This window comes from Blastopirellula sp. SH421, from assembly GCF_057808535.1.
Genome location: NZ_CM173712.1, coordinates 26,199 through 42,320, shown reverse-complemented (window position 1 = coordinate 42,320; position 16,122 = coordinate 26,199). Strand labels below are relative to the sequence as shown.

Below are 16,122 nucleotides of genomic sequence, written 5' to 3'. Positions count from 1 at the left end.
CTTATCGTATTCGACCCAACTGCGATTGTCGCGTGCTTCAATCTGGATTTGCCGAAACGGCGATGCTATCCAAAAAAGCAGCCCGGGCGAACGCGAAGTCGACCGGGCTGCGGTAGATCGAGAGAGCAGAACTGATTATTCGTCGTAGATCGACCCCAGGATCAACGAGTCGATCACTTCCAGATTGGCGTCCACAGTGTTGTAGACGGCGTTACCTTCACCCGATCTCCAGCCGCGCCCTGCTTTGTTCAACAAGACCAACGACTGTTCAAGCGTGAAGTCGCCATCATTGAAGATCGCGCCTCCCTGCTCTTCGGCCGAGTTCATCGCAAACAAGGTATCGGTCGCGACAACCGTCCCTTGGCTGGCGATTGCGCCTCCCCGAGCACCCGACCGATTGAGCAAAAAGTTGCTGTCAGAAATCGAAAGCGACGCGGCCGCGCCGTTGCTATCGATAGCGCCACCTTGTTGCGCCGCGTAATTGCCCACAAAGGATACGCCTTGAATGGTCAACGAGTCGGTTTCGTCCTTGCCGACATTCTCGATCGCGCCGCCGCGGCCAATCAAATTGGTCGACGTCTGTTGATTCAAACCGAGCGCTTGATTGTTACTGAACTCGCCGCCGGTGATCGTCATCGCGCCCAGATAGTTTCTCACGCCGCCGGCGTTCTTATCAGCCGTATTGCGGAGGAAGTCAGTATCAAGGATCGTGACATTGCCTTGATTGTTCACCAAACCGCCGCCGTATTGGGCCGCGTTACGTTTGACCTGGCTATCGGTCAGGCTGACGCTGCTTTGATCGACAAAGACGCCGCCTCCCTCGTTTGCTTGGTTGCCGCTGATATTGGCGTCGCTGATCGCGACCTCCCCATTACTGCGGTAGATGTAGATCCCGCCGCCGTTGAGTTCGGCGGTATTGTCTTTGAATGTCGAGCCCGCAATCGAGCCAACGCCATACTGAACGGCCATGCCGCCGCCGTTCAACTGCGAGCTGTTATCACGGAACTTGCTCTCTTGCACCGTAAATTGGCCGCCGGAAATGAAAAGTCCGCCGCCCCAGTTTTGTGCTGCGTTCTGACGGAAAGTGCTGCCCATGATCGACAGCGTGGCGCCGTTGGCGGCAACTCCGCCGCCAAAGTTCCCCGTGTTGCCCGCAACAATTACATTGTCGAGCGAGAGCGTGCTGGAGTTCGCGTTGATGCCGCCGCCGTTTCTGCCGGCGTTGTCCGCAACGCGCGAATCACGGATCGTCAGCGTACTGTTACTGTAAACGTTGACGCCGCCGCCATCGAAGGTCGCCTGATTCGATTCCAGCGTAGCGCCAGTGACCGTACCGGTACTGCTTTGCACTTCGAGCCCTCCGCCGGTATTGGCGGTGTTGTCGCGGATATTGGTACCGTCGATCTCGAACTGACTTTGAAACGCGAACAACGCTCCGCCGCCCGACTTGGCGTTGTTGTCTCGGATCGTGCCGCCGATGATCGTAAGTTCGGCGGCGTGCGCCATCAGCCCCCCGCCGTAAATCGCATCGCCGCCAGCGATTTCGGTATTTTCGACCGTCATCTTGCCGCCGTTGATGTAAAGTCCCGAGCCGTAGTTCGCGAGATTATCAATCACGCTGGAATCGCTGACCGTCACCGTCGCGCCGCTAAGCCCGCGGACCGCGCCGCCGTTGCTGGCCGAGTTCGCTTCCAAGTGCGACTGCTGAATGGTCAGCGTGCTGTTGCTAAAGACGTTGATTCCCCCGCCGTTGCTGTTTGCATGATTCGAGGCGAAGGTCGCGTTGGTTACTGCGCCGGTGCTCGACTGCACTTCGAGCCCGCCGCCGTTGGCAGCGGAGTTATCACGGATTTCAGCGCCGTCGATCTCGAACTGACTTTGAAACGCGAACAACGCTCCGCCGCCCGACTTGGCGTTGTTGTCTCGGATCGTACCGCCGATGATCGTGAGCTCGGCGGCGTGCGCCATCAGCCCCCCGCCAAAGATCGCATTGCCGCCGGCGATCTCGGTATTTTCGACCGTCATCTTGCCGCCGTTGATGTAAAGTCCCGACCCATAGTTCGAGAGGTTATCGATCACGCTGGAATCGCTGATCGTCACCTCGGCGCCGTTGGATCCACGGATTCCGCCGCCAGCGGCGAGCCCTTGGTTACCCTGCACTTGCACGCCGCTGATGTTGGCGACACCGCCAACCAGATCGATCGCTCCGCCGCGTTGCCCCTGGTTGTTAGACAGTTCGCCTCCGTTGATCGTCAAATTGGCGTAGTAGGTGCTGATTCCGCCTCCTTCGGCAGTCGACGCATTGTCGGTCACGTCGACGTCGGTCAAGGTCAAAGCGGCGCTGATGACCGCGACGCCGCCGCCCACATTGGCCGTATTATTTTGCAGCGATCCTGCATTCATATCGACGTTGGCGTTGTTGGTCATGTAGAGACCGCCGCCGCTATTGATCGCATGATTGCCCGTGAATCCCGTATTGGCGATCGCAGCACTGCCGCCACCGATCGAGAGGCCGCCCCCAATGTTGGCGTTGTTGCCGCTGATTTCTGCCTGGTCAACCGAGAACGTGCTTTGGAAGCTAAAGACGGCGCCGCCGCCTGCGTTCGCGGTGTTGGTGGTCAGCTGGCCGCCCTGGATGGTGAGCTGCGCGGCATGGCTCATCACGCCGCCGCCATAGATTGCTTGATTCCCAGCAACTGTAACGTTATCCAGCAACATTTCGCTGCCGTTCACATACAAGCCGCCGCCGTAGCCGGCGCTGTTTTGTGTTACGAGGGTATCGATCAAAGTGACCACTGCGCCAGAGCTGCCGTTGACTCCGCCGCCGCTGCCCGAAGTGTGATTTTCGGTCACGATCGAATTGCTGATCGTAAGCTGCGATCCGCTGACATAGACGCCGGCGCCTTGATTATCGTTGCCCGACGATCCGTTGGCGTTGCCGTCGCGTATGGTGACTCCATCCAGCGAAGCGACGCCGCCGCCGTTCATGGTGATGACGTTGTAGCTGTTATCGCTGCTATCGCCGATTGTGCCCAGATCGCCGCTGAGAATGGTGCGATAAAGATCAATGTCGCGCAGTTCCGGAGCATTCGGCGTACCGGCATAGCCGCCGACCAACGAAACGCCATCGGGCAGATAGAACGAACCGTCCCGACCCGATTGTCCATGCAGCTCAGGCGTATAGGTTCCTGCGGCAATCCGGATCTCGTCGGTCCCCGGCGTATCGTGAGTCCTCGAGAGCGCCTGCTCCAAGCTGGTATAAGCATTCAACCAGTTCGAGCCGTTCCCTTGACCAGAAGCATCAAAGTCAACGTAGAAGATGTTCGAAGCGTCCAGCACCCGGCGCTCTTCCAACGTCTCGATGGCCTGCAAGCGGCTGAACAAGTTTTTGGATTGTTGTTTACGTCGTTTCTTCACCTTGTTTTTGAACGAAGGAAAAGAGAGCGCGAAGCCTTTGCGACTCGACATGCGTATTCTCCGAGAGAGGCATGGGGGTGAAAATCACGATTAATCAAGCCGCTTCTCCTGATCCGACGAATAGCCTATCGAGTGGTCAGGCCACAATCAACCAGAGGGGTGTTATTTTTATGCGAAGAAAACTTAATTCCTGGAGAGCGCCGTCGAGATCTACTTTTAGACGCTATCGAAACGAAGGATCGACAAACAGAAATGCCAGCGAATCCAGCTCAATCGGCTTGCTCACCGGCTTCCGCCGTCTCCGGCAACATTAGCACCGCACCCACAAAAAAGCAGATCGCTCCTTGCAAAGTAAACGCTGTCGCCGCCGTCCTCGCAACGGCGTTTGGCTCGCCCGGCAGCACGATTGCGAACATTGCAGAGAGCATGAAACCTACGCACCCCAGTAGATTGATTGTGACAATCCACCACGACAGGTTCTTGGGCTGCGTCGCCCAGTAGGCGTGACAGACTTCGATAAACGCCAGATAGCCGGAGGCGAGAAACAGCATCGAGCCAATCAAGTTGGGCAGCCAAACCCACAGGTCTTGCTGCAACCAACTCAGACTCCGCCACATCCCGTCAAACGTGTTGAAGTTAAACAAGATCGTGCCGACAAACTGCAACATGCAACTCAGCCAGCCCGCATCATGCGGGCGCCAGGCGAAGAGTGTGGTGCGAAGCGGTTTTGCTACTCCAAACTCGCCGGCGTTGGCGGCTTGAAATAGTTGTAAGTAAGCAGCGATGGTAAATGGAATCGAACCGGCGAAATAGATCGCGCCGATCCTCGGTTCGCTCCATCGCAAGGAGTTCGCCCATTCAGGCCAGAGACTCAAAGTACTGGCCAACGCGAACAAACCAGCGCCAATCGCGAAGATGACCCCGATCCACCAGTTCAACTTGTGAGGAAGCCAGAGCCCGCGGATTAGAAGCTGCGGCATTCGCCTGACCAGCAGCGTCTCAGGCGGCGCTAACTGTTTGCGATGACGCCGCGCATGCCATTGCTGACAGATTTCGCCCATACGACGCCCGATGCGCAGCGTGACAAACGGCCAGGCGCCATGCTCTTCGATCTGTTCCACCGGTTCGGTTTCGTTCATCACAAGGTGATAATTTCGAACCTAGGATTAGTGATGAAACCCGCCCGCTTCCTCTTCGGTTAGCGGCTCTGCGATGGGGTGATTCTTGAAATAGTCGATGCCGCGCTGGATATCTTCCAAGAGGAGCGCGCCAAGATCGCGGCTGACGCCGTGACGAACCAAAATTCGCTGGATCACTTGATCGCTTTGATTGTCCGGCAACGAGTAAGCCGGCACTTGCCAACCACGCGTGCACAGGCGATCGGCCAGGTCATACAGCGAGAAGCCAGCCTTGACGCCGGGCTTCAATTTCCAACAGAGCGCCGGGATACCACTGCGGCGATCACCGTCATAGATAACGTCGAACAAGCCGATCTTTTCAAGCTCTTCGGCCAGGTAAGATGCGGTGTCATAGCAGGCCGAATGAATCTTGCGATAGCCGTCACGACCAAGCCGCAAAAAGTTGTAGTACTGACAAACGACCTGCCCGCCGGGACGCGAAAAGTTAAGCGCCAAGTCACGCATATTGCCGCCGAGATAGTTGACCCAAAAGATCAAATCGTCGGGCAGATCTTTTTCTTCCCGCCAAATAACCCAGCCAACGCCCAGCGGCGCCAGACCAAACTTGTGACCCGAAGTGTTGATCGATTTCACGCGCGGCAGACGAAAATCCCAGACCAGTTCTGGTGCACAGAAAGGCGCCAGAAAACCGCCGCTGGCCGCGTCGACATGGATGGGAATATCGAGCCCTGTTTCTTTTTCGAGCTTGTCGAGGGCCGCCGCGATTTCAAAGACCGGCTCATACTGACAAGTGAAGGTTACGCCGAGCGTTGGGACCACGCCGATTGTGTTTTCGTCGCATCGCTTGATCACCTCCTCAGGCGTCAGCAGCAAGCGACCTTCTTCCATCGGCACTTCGCGCAGTTCGATATCCCAGTAGCGAGCAAACTTGTGCCAACAAACTTGGACGGGGCCGGTGATCAGATTCGGCTTGTCGACCGGTTTGCCGGCGGCGACACGTTTGGCTTTCCAGCGATTCTTCATCGCCATCCCGCCCAGCATCGCCGCTTCGCTCGAACCAGTGGTCGAACAGCCGATGGTGTTGGCTTCGGACGGCGAGTTCCACAAATCAGCCAGCATGTGGACGCAGCGCGCTTCGATCTCGGCGGTCTGCGGGTATTCGTCCTTGTCGACCATGTTTTTGTCGAGACATTCGTCCATCAACTTGTGGACTTCCGGCTCGACCCATGTCTGACAGAAGGTCGCCAGATTTTGCCGCGAGTTGCCATCGAGCATCAGCTCGTCATGCACCACCGAATAAGCATGTCGCGGGTTCTGCTCGATGTGCGGAAATTTGTATTTGGGCATTGCGACCGAAAGATCGGTCGATGCGTAAACGTCATCATCCAACTCTTCGCGGCGATCATCTTTCTCGTGCAGAACCATCGGCGAGGTCTCCAGGTGGTCGTAGGACATGCGCGACGCAGCGCCGCTGTAGATACCGGCTTCCGAGCAATACCGGGCCGATAGGCGCCTAGGCTACCAGAATCGTGCATGGGATGCAGCGCGGATTGAAGACAAGAAAGCGACATTGCAGGGATCGTGGGTCATTGCAGGAATTTGTTAAACGTACGCCAGATATCTTCATTCCGGCGCTATCTAATCAGTCTGCTGACGAAACCTGCTGGTCGCTATTGTTGTCCTTGATCCCAACCGCGCCACAACCAGCGCAGCGAATCGGGCAAGATCGCGCCGCCGTGCACGCCGCTATGGCCGCCGGTTCCGCCGACAAACTTGTAGTCGTACTTTTTAAACTCCAGTGCTTTCGCCATCTGTTGGTTCGAGAGCCACCAGTTGCCGTGTTCGTTGTCGACGTCGTTCTCGCCATCTTGCAGGAAGATGCGGAGCGGCTTCGGATCCGTCTTGCGAATCAAAGCGGGATAGACATGGCCGCCGCGGATGTTGGTGAAGCTGCCGACATGGCTCAACACTTTGCGAAACTGATCGGGCCGCTCCCAAGCGACGGTGAACGCGCAGATGCCGCCGGACGAGATGCCGCAGATGGCTCGTAGATCGGGGTCGTCGGTCAGCTTGTAGTCTTTGGCGACCGTAGGCAGGATTTCGTCAATGATGAAGTTGGAGTAGTCGGCGCTGAGCGTATCGTACTCAAAGCTGCGGTTATTGGATCGCCACGGTGAGTCAATCTTGCTCTCCCCTTTATGCCCTGGGTTGAGGAAGATGCCGATCGTGACCGGCATCTCTTCGGCCGCGATCAAATTGTCCATCACCGCAGGCGCCCGAAACTGACCCGTCTCGTTGACATACGTATGACCATCTTGAAAGACCATCACCGCGGTCGGCGTCTGACCGTCGTACTGGGCGGGAACATAAAGGTAATACTCGCGCGACGTATCCGGGAAAACCTTGCTGGCGGCGAAAACGTGCTTGGTGACTGCTCCTTGGGGGACCTCGGCTTTGCGCGTCGAATCGGGGCTAAGCTGGTAGTCGGTATCGGCCGCCGTCGCGAGCGAGGCAAAACCGATCAGCAACAAAGCGAACGGGGCGAATCGTTTCATCAGGCAAAAAACTCGGCGGATGGCCAATCGGGTGGGAACCAGCGATGCTCCCATCCTACCATCACCGCTCTCCGACAAAATTCACCCGGGTCCGAAATAAACCATGCAGCGGCAAAACTAGGATCAACCAGCGACAACGGCCAGGGATTTGTTCACCCAATCGCAAAATTCTCTATTTCGAGAGTTTGTGCGTGTTTTAGACAGATCTATCGATCCCGATGGGAGACACCGACAATTGGAAAATTAAATGCCCTTAAACCATCCACAATTGACACTAACGTTAATTTAATCCAAAAACGCGCGGATTTTCCATTTCACATCCTACGTTTTTTCGCAAAATCTTAGGAGCAGACGAAACGCGCTTGATTTCATGGGGTTATTGGTATCATTAGTAGGTGAAGTACATCGGAGACGGCGACCCTCCCATCACAAAGTTGGGAACTTGAGATCGGCGATTTCCGCGACTTATTTGCAGATAGTCACTTCACCCTATTCTCTGAGTGTCGCGGTTCCTGGCGGGCGAACACGGCAGAAACCCTCCCTTTTCAGCTCCTGATTCCAGAATAGATGACCCCATCGAAACGAAGACTCTTCGCGCCGGGATCGTTGACGATTTCGGTAAGCGATCTCATAGTCGCTACGTCCCTGATCTGTGTCGGACTTAGTTTTTCCACCGCGTTCTTGAAATACGCTGGGTTTGACTTTGCTGGCAGCATGGACGCCAACGTCGCCTACGCCACGTTCGCGTCGGTCAACATTTCGGTCGGTGTGATCAGCGCCATGATTGCATGGCGGTGGTTCACGCGGCGGCGGCGCTTGGATTTGAGCACCCGCTGGTCGCCGGGCAACTTTCTGATGTTGCTGGTGATGCTGTACGTACCCTTCTATTTCTTCCGCGAATTCATCTGGCTGTCGTGGGCGAGTCCCGCTTGGTTGAAGCCGATGCTGGGTCCCGCCGCCGCCGTATTGAGCTTGATGATCTGGTCGATCGGGATGATCACCACCACGATGATTCCCAAGATGCGGTGGAAATTGGTCACCTTCACCTTTGCATTGCCGCAGTTAGCGATCGCGTCGATGGATATCTTCTCTCCGACCGACATGATGACCGGCTCTGACTTTTGGGCGAGCCGGTGCGTGATCGTGCTGGCCGCTGCGGCCGCCGCACAGACCTTGATGGCGGCAACGGTTGATCTGGCGCTGCGAGAAGAACGAGACCTGGGGCATTACTTGGGAATTGGTCTGTTCATAGCGCTATGTATGAACCTGACCGTTGAATGGGGATTCTACTGGCTCTACTAGATCTACTAGGTAGCTCTACGCAGCGCCGCCGCATCATGCTGCTCGAAAAATGCAGCGCCGGTCGGAAGCGTTAAACGCTGATTTGAACCAGGTTTTCTGGGGTATTTCGACGTAATTGACCGCATGCCGCGTTGATTTTATCTCCCTTTTTCTGCCGGAATTTGACCGTCAAACCGGCCCCTTCAAGAATGGCGCGAAATGCATGTTGCGCTTCTTTGCTGGGCGTGCGATAGGGTAAGCCGGCGACTGGATTGTAGGGGATAATATTCAGCAGCGCCGGTCGACCGCGAAGCAACTTCGCCAAGCGATGCGCATGCTCTGGCTGATCATTCAGCTCGGCCAACAGCACGTATTCAAACGTCAGTCGACGACCCGAGACTTCAAAGTAATGATCGGCAGCTTCTAGGATCGCATGGACGCCGATGTTTTTGTTGGTCGGCACGATTTGATTGCGCAGTTGATCGTCAGGCGCGTGCAGCGAAACAGCCAAATGGTATCGGCTATCGCGATCGGCCAACCGTCGAATCGCCGGGGGCAAGCCGACCGTCGAGATCGTAATGCGGCGATGACTGATCCCCAACCCTGTTTCGGACGAGGCAAAATCGAGCGCCGGCAGCAATCGGTCGATATTCGCCAGCGGTTCGCCCATTCCCATCACCACGATGTGGCTCAATCGCTCGCCAGTTGGTAACAAGCGTTGCAGACGTAGCATCTGCTCGATGATTTCGCCGACGGTTAGATTCCGCTCGACCCCATCCAGTCCGCTTGCACAGAAGACGCACCCCATAGCGCAGCCAACTTGCGTGCTGATGCAGATCGTGCGGCGATCGCCGTCACGCAGCAAGACGCACTCGATCCGGCCGCCGTCATGCAATTGCAGCAGCAGCTTCTCGGTCCCGTCGGCGGCGGTCGTGTGACGCGCGATCTGGGTCGACCACAACTGGGCCTTCTCGGCCAGTTGAGCTCGGAGCGGTTTGGGCAGATTGGCCATGTCGTCAAACGACTCGGCGCGATTCTCGACAATCCAGCTACGAATTTGCTGCGCACGAAACTTGGGCAGACCCCACTCGACGACCATCGCCGTGAGAGCAGGTAAATCAAGAGTTTGCAGCAAATGGGGCGTCATGCGCGTCCCTCAGGTGGCGGATCGAGCCGAATAGCTAACGGTGGCGGAGCGTAACGCCGTGCTGTATAATGGTCCGATTACGCACTGGGGGGAACCTCCCAGCGGAGATTCGCCGCGGGACCTTTTCTTACCAATCAATTCTCCCTCGCTGTCGATCGCAGTCAACAACGGACAAAAAAGACCAGGCCTATGGCTCGCAAAGTTGTCAACCGCAAAGAGTTACGTGCACAATCTGACGCTGCGGAAAGCGCCGCTGAGGGGGCCGAAGTCGCCCCAAAGAAAAAGGCCAAGCGTAAATCGCGGGCGAAAAAAGTCACCGAAGTTCGCATGAAACTCTTCTGGGGCGTCTTCAATCAATCGATGAAGCGGATCGCTCTGTATGAGTATGATCAAAAGGATGAAGCCGAGAAAAAGGCGCAAGACCTTAGCAAGTCGGGCAAACCCCCGCACTTCGTCCAGAAGGTCAAAGAGACGATCGAGGAAGTGATTGAATAAGTCGCGCCCGTGATTCGATTCTGGGGCGACAGACATTTGGATGCTCTCCCGGAGGATTCTCGGTATGTTCGCACGTATCCAACTACTTACGTTATTAACCATCGCTCTGGCGGGTTGTTCGGCCGATCAGCCGGCGCCGCCTGCTGGCGGCGCATCGGCTACTGCGCCCGCCACTCAACCAGCGTCGACCGAACCGGAGCTGACGTTAAGTCTGGCCCCGGTCGGCGTTCCGGTTCCGCCGCTGGACGGCGGACGCTTGAAAACGACGATTCCGCAAGGCTGGAAATTGCTTCCCCGCCGCAGCGAATATCTACTGGGCGCCTATGAAGCCGAACCCTCCGGCATCCCGCGCATCCTGATGCATGTCAGCGACAGTCCGCTTGAAGACGTCAAGGACGAAGCTTCGGCCAAGGTCTTGTACGATACACTCGCAGGCGAAATCGGCGAATTGACCTTTGCCGATCCGCAACCCAAGGTGATTGAAATTGGATCGACCTACTGGGTTCAGTATGTCCGGCCAGCCAAATTTAATAGCGAAGTCGCTCGCCAATTGGTGCTCGAAACGGTGCGTGACGGTCGGCGCTACAAGCTGGAGCTGTTTGTTGTCAAAGATGATCTAGGCAGCAAAGCCAGCGCCATCTATCGGGTCGCCAACGATACGCAGTTCCTTGCGGAGAAATCAGATCCGCCAGCAGAGGCGGAGCCAGAATCGGAACCAGCTGAGGAGCCGGCGGAAAAGCCTGCGACCGAAGACTAATCTTGAGCGAACTCTCGCCGATTCACCGCTGGATTGTCTGCTATGAGCGAATATCAGTTTGTCGCGTTCCGTGCGATCGATGCGCCTGTTACCCAGGAGAACCTGGAGTTTATGCAGCAGCAATCGTCGCGCGCAGAGATTACTCCTTGGTCGTTTGACAACGAGTACAACTACAGCGATTTCAGCGGCGACGCCGAAGAGATGCTCTGTCGCGGCTATGACATGCATCTGCACTACGCCAACTTTGGTACGCGTCGCTTGATGATTCGGTTGCCGCATGGATTGCCAGATCGCCGCGTCGTCAAACCATATCTGGATGGCGAAGCATTGCAGTTTATCAAAGATAAAAAGGGCTCCGGCGGGATCCTGCAGATCGATCCCTATTACGAGGATGCAGAGCTGGATGACCTCTGGGATTTGGGCATGCTGCTTGATCGGCTGTTGCCGCTGCGCGACGAAATCTTGTCCGGGGATTTACGTCCGCTCTACTTGGCCTCGATGGCGGTCCGATCGGACAGTAATCATGACCCCGACCAAGCGATGGAGCCGCCTGTCCCGGCTGGATTGGATCAGTTAACGGACGCGCAGTGCGCTTTGCTGGAGTTTTATAATCTAAATCAAAGCTTGGCCAACGCGGCCGCGCAACAAGGCTCGCCGTTACCTACGGCGAATGATCCCACCGCCAATTACAACCTTTGGCTCTCGGCACAAACCACAGCCCAAAAGGAAAAATGGCTCTTCCAAATCATGTCTGGTTCGGCGGTCCTCATTCGCAAAGAGCTACTCAAAGCCTATCAGAAGTCAGGCACGCATCCCGCCTGGCCGACCAACCCCGGTACGCGCACCATTGCCGAGCTTTGGAAGGAAGCTGACAAGCTTTCGATAGCGGAAGCGCAGCGCGCCGAAGAAGAGGAAAGCAACTTTCGCTTGCAACGTCGCGTCGAGATGGCCAACGATCCCAAACCTACGCTCAAAGTAGTTGAAGAGCTTGTCGCAAAGCGTAGCCGCGACAGTTATCGCCAAGCCGCCGAGCTGTTGTCCGAATTACAGATCGCACTTCGCACTGCCCATCAGCCCGATTTGGCCGCCCAGCGAGCGGTTGAGTTGGTGCAGCAATATCCGACTTTAAGTGCGCTGAAAGCCGAATTGAAACACCAAGGATTCTTGGGAAAAACGCCTAAAACTTAAGGGGGTTTCTCACCTACGCAAACGGGCTGAGACTTGATTCGATCACCGGTTGCGCGGCGCGTGGTTCGCCGCGCAACCAGCAATTTTTAAGGGCAATCACCCGGCTTAACCAAACAACCCGGTGACCGCTTCTGCTTTCACCATCTCGCGCGGTTGATTCAAGTGGTTATAAACAATCGTCGCTGGGTCGATTCCCATGGCATGGTAGATCGTCGCTAGCAACTCGGTCGGATGAACCGGATCGTTCAGCGGCGACGAGGCGGTTTGATCCGATTCGCCGTAGACCGATCCACGTTTGATTCCGGCGCCGGCCAAACATGCGGTATAGCAATAGGGCCAGTGATCGCGACCATCGGCGCTGTTGCCATTGCCCGAAGTGCTAACTCCTCGCTGCGGACTGCGGCCGAACTCGCCGACCGCGACGACCAGCGTTTCTTCGAGCATGCCGCGCTCATCCATGTCGGCGATCAATGCAGACAAGCCGCTATCGAGCATCGGCCCCGATTGGTTTTTCATCCGGTTGGTCAAACCGACGTGATGGTCCCAACTATGATTGTCTGAGTTCGCGACCTTCGGCCAAATCACTTCGACTACGCGCGTGCCGGCATCGATCAAACGTCGCGCCAGCAGCAAGCTTTGGCCAAAGGTATTGCGGCCGTAGAGCTCGCGCGTTTTTTCGTTCTCTTTGCTCAGATCGAACGCATCCCGAGCGCGTCCCGAAGCGATCAAGTTCATCGCCGTTTCGTAATACTTGTCCATGTCGTACTTGTCGACCGCTTGATCCAGCGCCGGCATTCCGGCGTTGATCAAATCGCGCAGTCGAGCACGACGCCCCAACCGATTGGATGAGATTTCGGGACGCAAACTCAAGTCGGTGATGTTGATCTTCTCCATCTTGTTCATGTCCATATCGTCTCCCGGCGGGAAGAGATAATACGGATCATAAGCGCGACCCAAGAAGCCGGCGGTCCCTGACTTGTTCACCACGTTGCTCTCTTGCAGCGGTCGCGGCATCATCACAAACGGCAGCATCGGCACGTCGGGCGGCAACATTTTGATGATGTTGCTGCCAAAGTTGGGGTAATCCTTCGGAGACGGCGGCTCTAACTGACCACTGGGACTAACTTTGTCGGCCGTGTAGCCGGTATGCATTTGATAGATCGCCGCCGTATGGTTGAACAAACCATTGGGCGTGTAGCTCATCGAGCGAATCAGTGATAGCTTGTCGGTCACCTGGGCGAGCTTCGGCAGGATCTCGGTCAGGTCCATGCCGGGAACTTTGCTATGGATCGTGCCGAAAGCGCTTTTCACCTTGTCCGGCACATTCTCTTTTGGATCCCACAGATCGAGATGACTCGGTCCCCCCTGCAGGTAAACCATAATCACCGACTTGGCGCGTCCCCAGCCTGACCCGCGAGACTCGCTGGCGGCGGCCGCTTGTTGCAGTTGCAACGCTTGCCCTAAGGTCACGCCTAGAAATGCAGAACCGCCGATACGCAACAGATCGCGTCGCGTTGGCCCCAATTGAGGATCACAAACGTCCTTGGCTTTTTGCCCAGGGATAACAAGCATGGCGAGAACTCCAATTCGCGATTTCCGACTTAACAACCCAATGGATGTCGTCGGAGGTAGAACGGCTTTCAGCAGATGCGGCAGGCAGGTGTGGGTTTTGCCGCGAAAGTCCATCCGGCGCAAGGGGTATTGCGCGGTCCTCCTCGCTACTAGCGCAATCAACAACCCCATGCTGATCGGCGTACCGCGCAGTATAGACCTGGATAGAAGTAAGAGTCAAACGAAATTTAGCTCTAGAACTACCTTAGGGTGGTCAAGCTTCCACTAGACGTCGCTTCAAGCTGGTTTGTGCTGCTAGCTGGGAAAAATCGTTTCGCATTGACCCCAGCTGGGCGATTTGATACTTACCTACTCCCCCAAGTCTCGTATCGGGAGAGTAACACATGCTACGTCGTCAGTTTCTGCGGTTGTTTTCGGTTAGTGTCGCCGCGTTTGTCAGCTTGTTTGTCGTCCAGGCACGCGGCGAGTCTGGCACGCCGACGCTGAGAGCCACGCTCGAGAAAGGGTTACGCGCTCGCCGACCAGTCGAGTTTGAGTTTATCCAAGAAGTAGTTTTCCTGGTCGAAACCGACGTACTGCCCAAGCAACTGGTCATGGCGTGCTTTGAATACGCTCGTCGCCGCGACCGCAATCAACCGTATCGCTACTTCGCGCCGGCGCTGCGAATCCAAGCCAAGAAGATCGGGGTCGATCTGTAAGCGCACGACGTTATCCCCCGCAAAACCTTCTTAGCACTTCTCCGGCATGCCTTCTAGTTGGAGGCTTAAAAGGAGGCGGAGGACTTTTAAATGTCTGGTGAAGACTTGGCGACGGCGCCTGTGCATTTTTCTGGTCCCTTCGGCGGTCTCCGTTTATGTTAACAGCATAGACGGTCATGGCTGAAGGAGAATCGATGAACGCATCCGTATTGCTGGCTACGTTGTTGTTAATGAAGTTCGCGTTACACAAGCGAACTAAGAGCCTACCCACATTGCCGGTTAAACGCCATCAAAATCTAAAGCTGAATGCCCGGTACAACCAAGGTTAAGAACACGCCGAACAGCCTCACCATAGTGTGGCGATTGCAACCGGACCAGGAATCAGGCGTAGATAAACGCTTGGGCTGCCAAAAGTGACAAGATTGGCAGGAGCCTCCAATCCCCAAACTATGGGACTGGATAACCGCCCAGAAAGTGGAAAACAAGTTCTGGCATTGATGGGTTTGAGATGGGAAGATTGGGGCTGAGCGGCCTGAATTCTGAATTCCCCGTACTCCGTCTTAGTTCCCCCTGCTTAATCATGGATAGAATGCAGTTAGCTTCATGAACTATTCTCAAGCAGAAATCGATGATTTGATCCACTGTACCAAGAAAATAACAGAACCACCGAAAAGAACGTTCGGCAGTTTGATGGGCTGCAAACGAAATGAATTTCGAGCGAGCTGCGAATCGAGCCGCCAATTTGCAGTCTTTATGAGGATAAATGAGAAGTTCGAGGAGAATTTCTCTATTGGGCTTAAGCACATCGCCGACGATGGAAGCGACATTGTCTTGTTGCGCTGCAATGGTCCGCATGGACCATTTAAGAAGCACGATGATAGTTGTGATTGGCATGCTAGCTTTCATGTTCATAGAGCAACAGAAGAGAATGTGAAAGCAGGTAACAAAGCAGAAAAAGGGGGGATTCTGACTACGGAGTTTCAATCGTTCAAGCAAGCGCTAAGATATTTTCTGAAGACAACTAGGATTGAATGGGACCACTCTCATTTCCCAAGTCTAACACAGCAGGAGCTGTTTGATTGATCGGAAAACGCTGCATTACAGAAGAGCTTGTCAATAGATTTGGCGAACACTTTTCGCTCCACGAAAAACGGCCTGGAATCTTCCAGGTACGTGCGCCATTGTTTCATGAAGACGGGGACATGGTTGACATCTTTATATATGCGTCAGACGAAGCGAAGTTGAGGGTATGCGATTATGGTATGACCCTGATGAGGCTTTCGTACGCGTTTGAAATTGACACTCCCAACAAACGCCGGATATTTAACGACATCTTGGCAAAGAACGGCATGTCGTTCAATGAATCAGAGGGGAATATCTTCATTGAGTGCGGACTTGATTCGCTCACTCCGGCGATTTTGCAATTTGCTCAAACTATAGCCAAGATTTCAACTCTTGAGGTCTTGAAGAGAGAGGTTGTAAGCGGCCTCTTTTTTGAGATGGTCAACGAGTTTATCGTTTCGAACTTGCAAGACTTTTCCCCTAAACTTGGAGCAATACCCATAGCCGGGCGTGACGATTTAGAGCTCACTTGCGCTTTTAACATCAACCCGCACCCAGTCTACTTGTGCGCAGTACGAAATAGTTCCCAGGCAAGGCTGGCTGCAGTTATTTTTCTTGAGTGCCAGCGGGCGCAACAAAAATTTAAGGGCTATATCGTCCACGATGATTTTGACACTCTTTCAATGAATGATCGTCGCCGAATTACGAGCGCTGCGGATAAGCAGTTTGTGAGTTTTGAAGATTTTCGCGAGAATTCACATCACGTTTTGAGTCGTGAAGCAGCTTGACTGTCGAGTAGCACAGGTGGAAT

The 16,122-nt window shown here is 55.2% G+C and carries 14 protein-coding genes; 8 read left to right on the top strand and 6 right to left on the bottom strand.

The genetic code is table 11. From position 1 onward, the window contains the following. Nucleotides 1–135: 135 nt before the first annotated feature. The 4 genes from SH421x_RS00165 to SH421x_RS00150 form a co-directional block, all read right to left on the bottom strand. Complete coding sequence (locus SH421x_RS00165; RefSeq protein WP_488853267.1) at nucleotides 136–3,468, bottom strand: beta strand repeat-containing protein; 3,333 nt, start codon at nucleotides 3,466–3,468, stop codon at nucleotides 136–138. A gap of 218 nt (nucleotides 3,469–3,686) precedes the next feature. Then, entirely contained in the window at nucleotides 3,687–4,556 is an 870-nt protein-coding gene (locus SH421x_RS00160) for a hypothetical protein (protein WP_488853266.1), read from the bottom strand. A 27-nt stretch (nucleotides 4,557–4,583) separates the two neighbouring features. Further along, a complete protein-coding gene (gad, locus tag SH421x_RS00155) occupies nucleotides 4,584–6,011 on the bottom strand; it encodes a glutamate decarboxylase (RefSeq protein WP_488853265.1) in 1,428 nt (475 codons plus the stop codon). Between the two features lie 215 nt (nucleotides 6,012–6,226). Next, nucleotides 6,227–7,111 carry an alpha/beta hydrolase gene (locus tag SH421x_RS00150; RefSeq protein WP_488853264.1) on the bottom strand — a complete coding sequence of 295 codons (885 nt, stop codon included), beginning with the start codon at nucleotides 7,109–7,111 and terminating at the stop codon, nucleotides 6,227–6,229. A gap of 681 nt (nucleotides 7,112–7,792) precedes the next feature. On the opposite strand from SH421x_RS00150, the gene SH421x_RS00145 reads away from it, so the two are divergent. Further along, nucleotides 7,793–8,413 (top strand): hypothetical protein, encoded by a 621-nt coding sequence (locus SH421x_RS00145; protein ID WP_488853263.1) that lies wholly within the window; start codon nucleotides 7,793–7,795, stop codon nucleotides 8,411–8,413. A 70-nt stretch (nucleotides 8,414–8,483) separates the two neighbouring features. Here SH421x_RS00145 and rlmN read toward each other — a convergent pair whose 3' ends face one another. Next, a complete protein-coding gene (gene rlmN, locus SH421x_RS00140; RefSeq protein WP_488853262.1) occupies nucleotides 8,484–9,539 on the bottom strand; it encodes a dual-specificity RNA methyltransferase RlmN in 1,056 nt (351 codons plus the stop codon). Nucleotides 9,540–9,728: 189 nt separating this feature from the next. Here rlmN and SH421x_RS00135 point away from each other — a divergent pair, with 189 nt between their 5' ends. The 3 genes from SH421x_RS00135 (at nucleotide 9,729) to SH421x_RS00125 (ending at nucleotide 11,979) form a co-directional block, all read left to right on the top strand. Beyond that, the gene (locus tag SH421x_RS00135; protein WP_488853261.1) at nucleotides 9,729–10,034 is read left to right on the top strand and encodes a hypothetical protein; all 306 of its coding nucleotides are present in this window, start codon (nucleotides 9,729–9,731) and stop codon (nucleotides 10,032–10,034) included. Nucleotides 10,035–10,098: 64 nt separating this feature from the next. Next, the gene (locus tag SH421x_RS00130; RefSeq protein WP_488853260.1) at nucleotides 10,099–10,791 is read left to right on the top strand and encodes a hypothetical protein; all 693 of its coding nucleotides are present in this window, start codon (nucleotides 10,099–10,101) and stop codon (nucleotides 10,789–10,791) included. Between the two features lie 42 nt (nucleotides 10,792–10,833). Then, nucleotides 10,834–11,979 carry a hypothetical protein gene (locus SH421x_RS00125; protein WP_488853259.1) on the top strand — a complete coding sequence of 382 codons (1,146 nt, stop codon included), beginning with the start codon at nucleotides 10,834–10,836 and terminating at the stop codon, nucleotides 11,977–11,979. Between the two features lie 105 nt (nucleotides 11,980–12,084). Here SH421x_RS00125 and SH421x_RS00120 read toward each other — a convergent pair whose 3' ends face one another. Next, the gene (locus tag SH421x_RS00120; protein ID WP_488853258.1) at nucleotides 12,085–13,551 is read right to left on the bottom strand and encodes a DUF1501 domain-containing protein; all 1,467 of its coding nucleotides are present in this window, start codon (nucleotides 13,549–13,551) and stop codon (nucleotides 12,085–12,087) included. Nucleotides 13,552–13,934: 383 nt separating this feature from the next. On the opposite strand from SH421x_RS00120, the gene SH421x_RS00115 reads away from it, so the two are divergent. The 4 genes from SH421x_RS00115 to SH421x_RS00100 all read left to right on the top strand — a co-directional run bounded on the left by SH421x_RS00115 (nucleotide 13,935) and on the right by SH421x_RS00100 (nucleotide 16,099). Continuing rightward, a complete protein-coding gene (locus SH421x_RS00115) occupies nucleotides 13,935–14,249 on the top strand; it encodes a hypothetical protein (RefSeq protein WP_488853257.1) in 315 nt (104 codons plus the stop codon). A gap of 194 nt (nucleotides 14,250–14,443) precedes the next feature. After that, a complete protein-coding gene (locus tag SH421x_RS00110; protein WP_488853256.1) occupies nucleotides 14,444–14,578 on the top strand; it encodes a hypothetical protein in 135 nt (44 codons plus the stop codon). Between the two features lie 274 nt (nucleotides 14,579–14,852). Next, on the top strand, nucleotides 14,853–15,332 hold the full coding sequence (locus SH421x_RS00105) for a hypothetical protein (RefSeq protein WP_488853255.1): 480 nt from the start codon (nucleotides 14,853–14,855) through the stop codon (nucleotides 15,330–15,332). Beyond that, entirely contained in the window at nucleotides 15,329–16,099 is a 771-nt protein-coding gene (locus tag SH421x_RS00100) for a DUF1828 domain-containing protein (RefSeq protein WP_488853254.1), read from the top strand. Before SH421x_RS00105 ends, SH421x_RS00100 begins: the two co-directional genes overlap by 4 nt. The last annotated feature ends 23 nt before the right edge of the window (nucleotides 16,100–16,122 follow it).

Coding starts and splice junctions, on each gene's coding strand:
- rlmN (WP_488853262.1), bottom strand. CDS start 9,539: ATGACGCCCCATTTGCTGCAAACTCTTGATTTACCTGCTCTCACGGCG.
- SH421x_RS00105 (WP_488853255.1), top strand. CDS start 14,853: ATGAACTATTCTCAAGCAGAAATCGATGATTTGATCCACTGTACCAAG.
- SH421x_RS00150 (WP_488853264.1), bottom strand. CDS start 7,111: ATGAAACGATTCGCCCCGTTCGCTTTGTTGCTGATCGGTTTTGCCTCG.
- SH421x_RS00130 (WP_488853260.1), top strand. CDS start 10,099: ATGTTCGCACGTATCCAACTACTTACGTTATTAACCATCGCTCTGGCG.
- SH421x_RS00115 (WP_488853257.1), top strand. CDS start 13,935: ATGCTACGTCGTCAGTTTCTGCGGTTGTTTTCGGTTAGTGTCGCCGCG.
- SH421x_RS00120 (WP_488853258.1), bottom strand. CDS start 13,551: ATGCTTGTTATCCCTGGGCAAAAAGCCAAGGACGTTTGTGATCCTCAA.
- SH421x_RS00165 (WP_488853267.1), bottom strand. CDS start 3,468: ATGTCGAGTCGCAAAGGCTTCGCGCTCTCTTTTCCTTCGTTCAAAAAC.
- SH421x_RS00160 (WP_488853266.1), bottom strand. CDS start 4,556: ATGAACGAAACCGAACCGGTGGAACAGATCGAAGAGCATGGCGCCTGG.
- SH421x_RS00135 (WP_488853261.1), top strand. CDS start 9,729: ATGGCTCGCAAAGTTGTCAACCGCAAAGAGTTACGTGCACAATCTGAC.
- SH421x_RS00125 (WP_488853259.1), top strand. CDS start 10,834: ATGAGCGAATATCAGTTTGTCGCGTTCCGTGCGATCGATGCGCCTGTT.
- gad (WP_488853265.1), bottom strand. CDS start 6,011: ATGTCCTACGACCACCTGGAGACCTCGCCGATGGTTCTGCACGAGAAA.
- SH421x_RS00110 (WP_488853256.1), top strand. CDS start 14,444: ATGAACGCATCCGTATTGCTGGCTACGTTGTTGTTAATGAAGTTCGCG.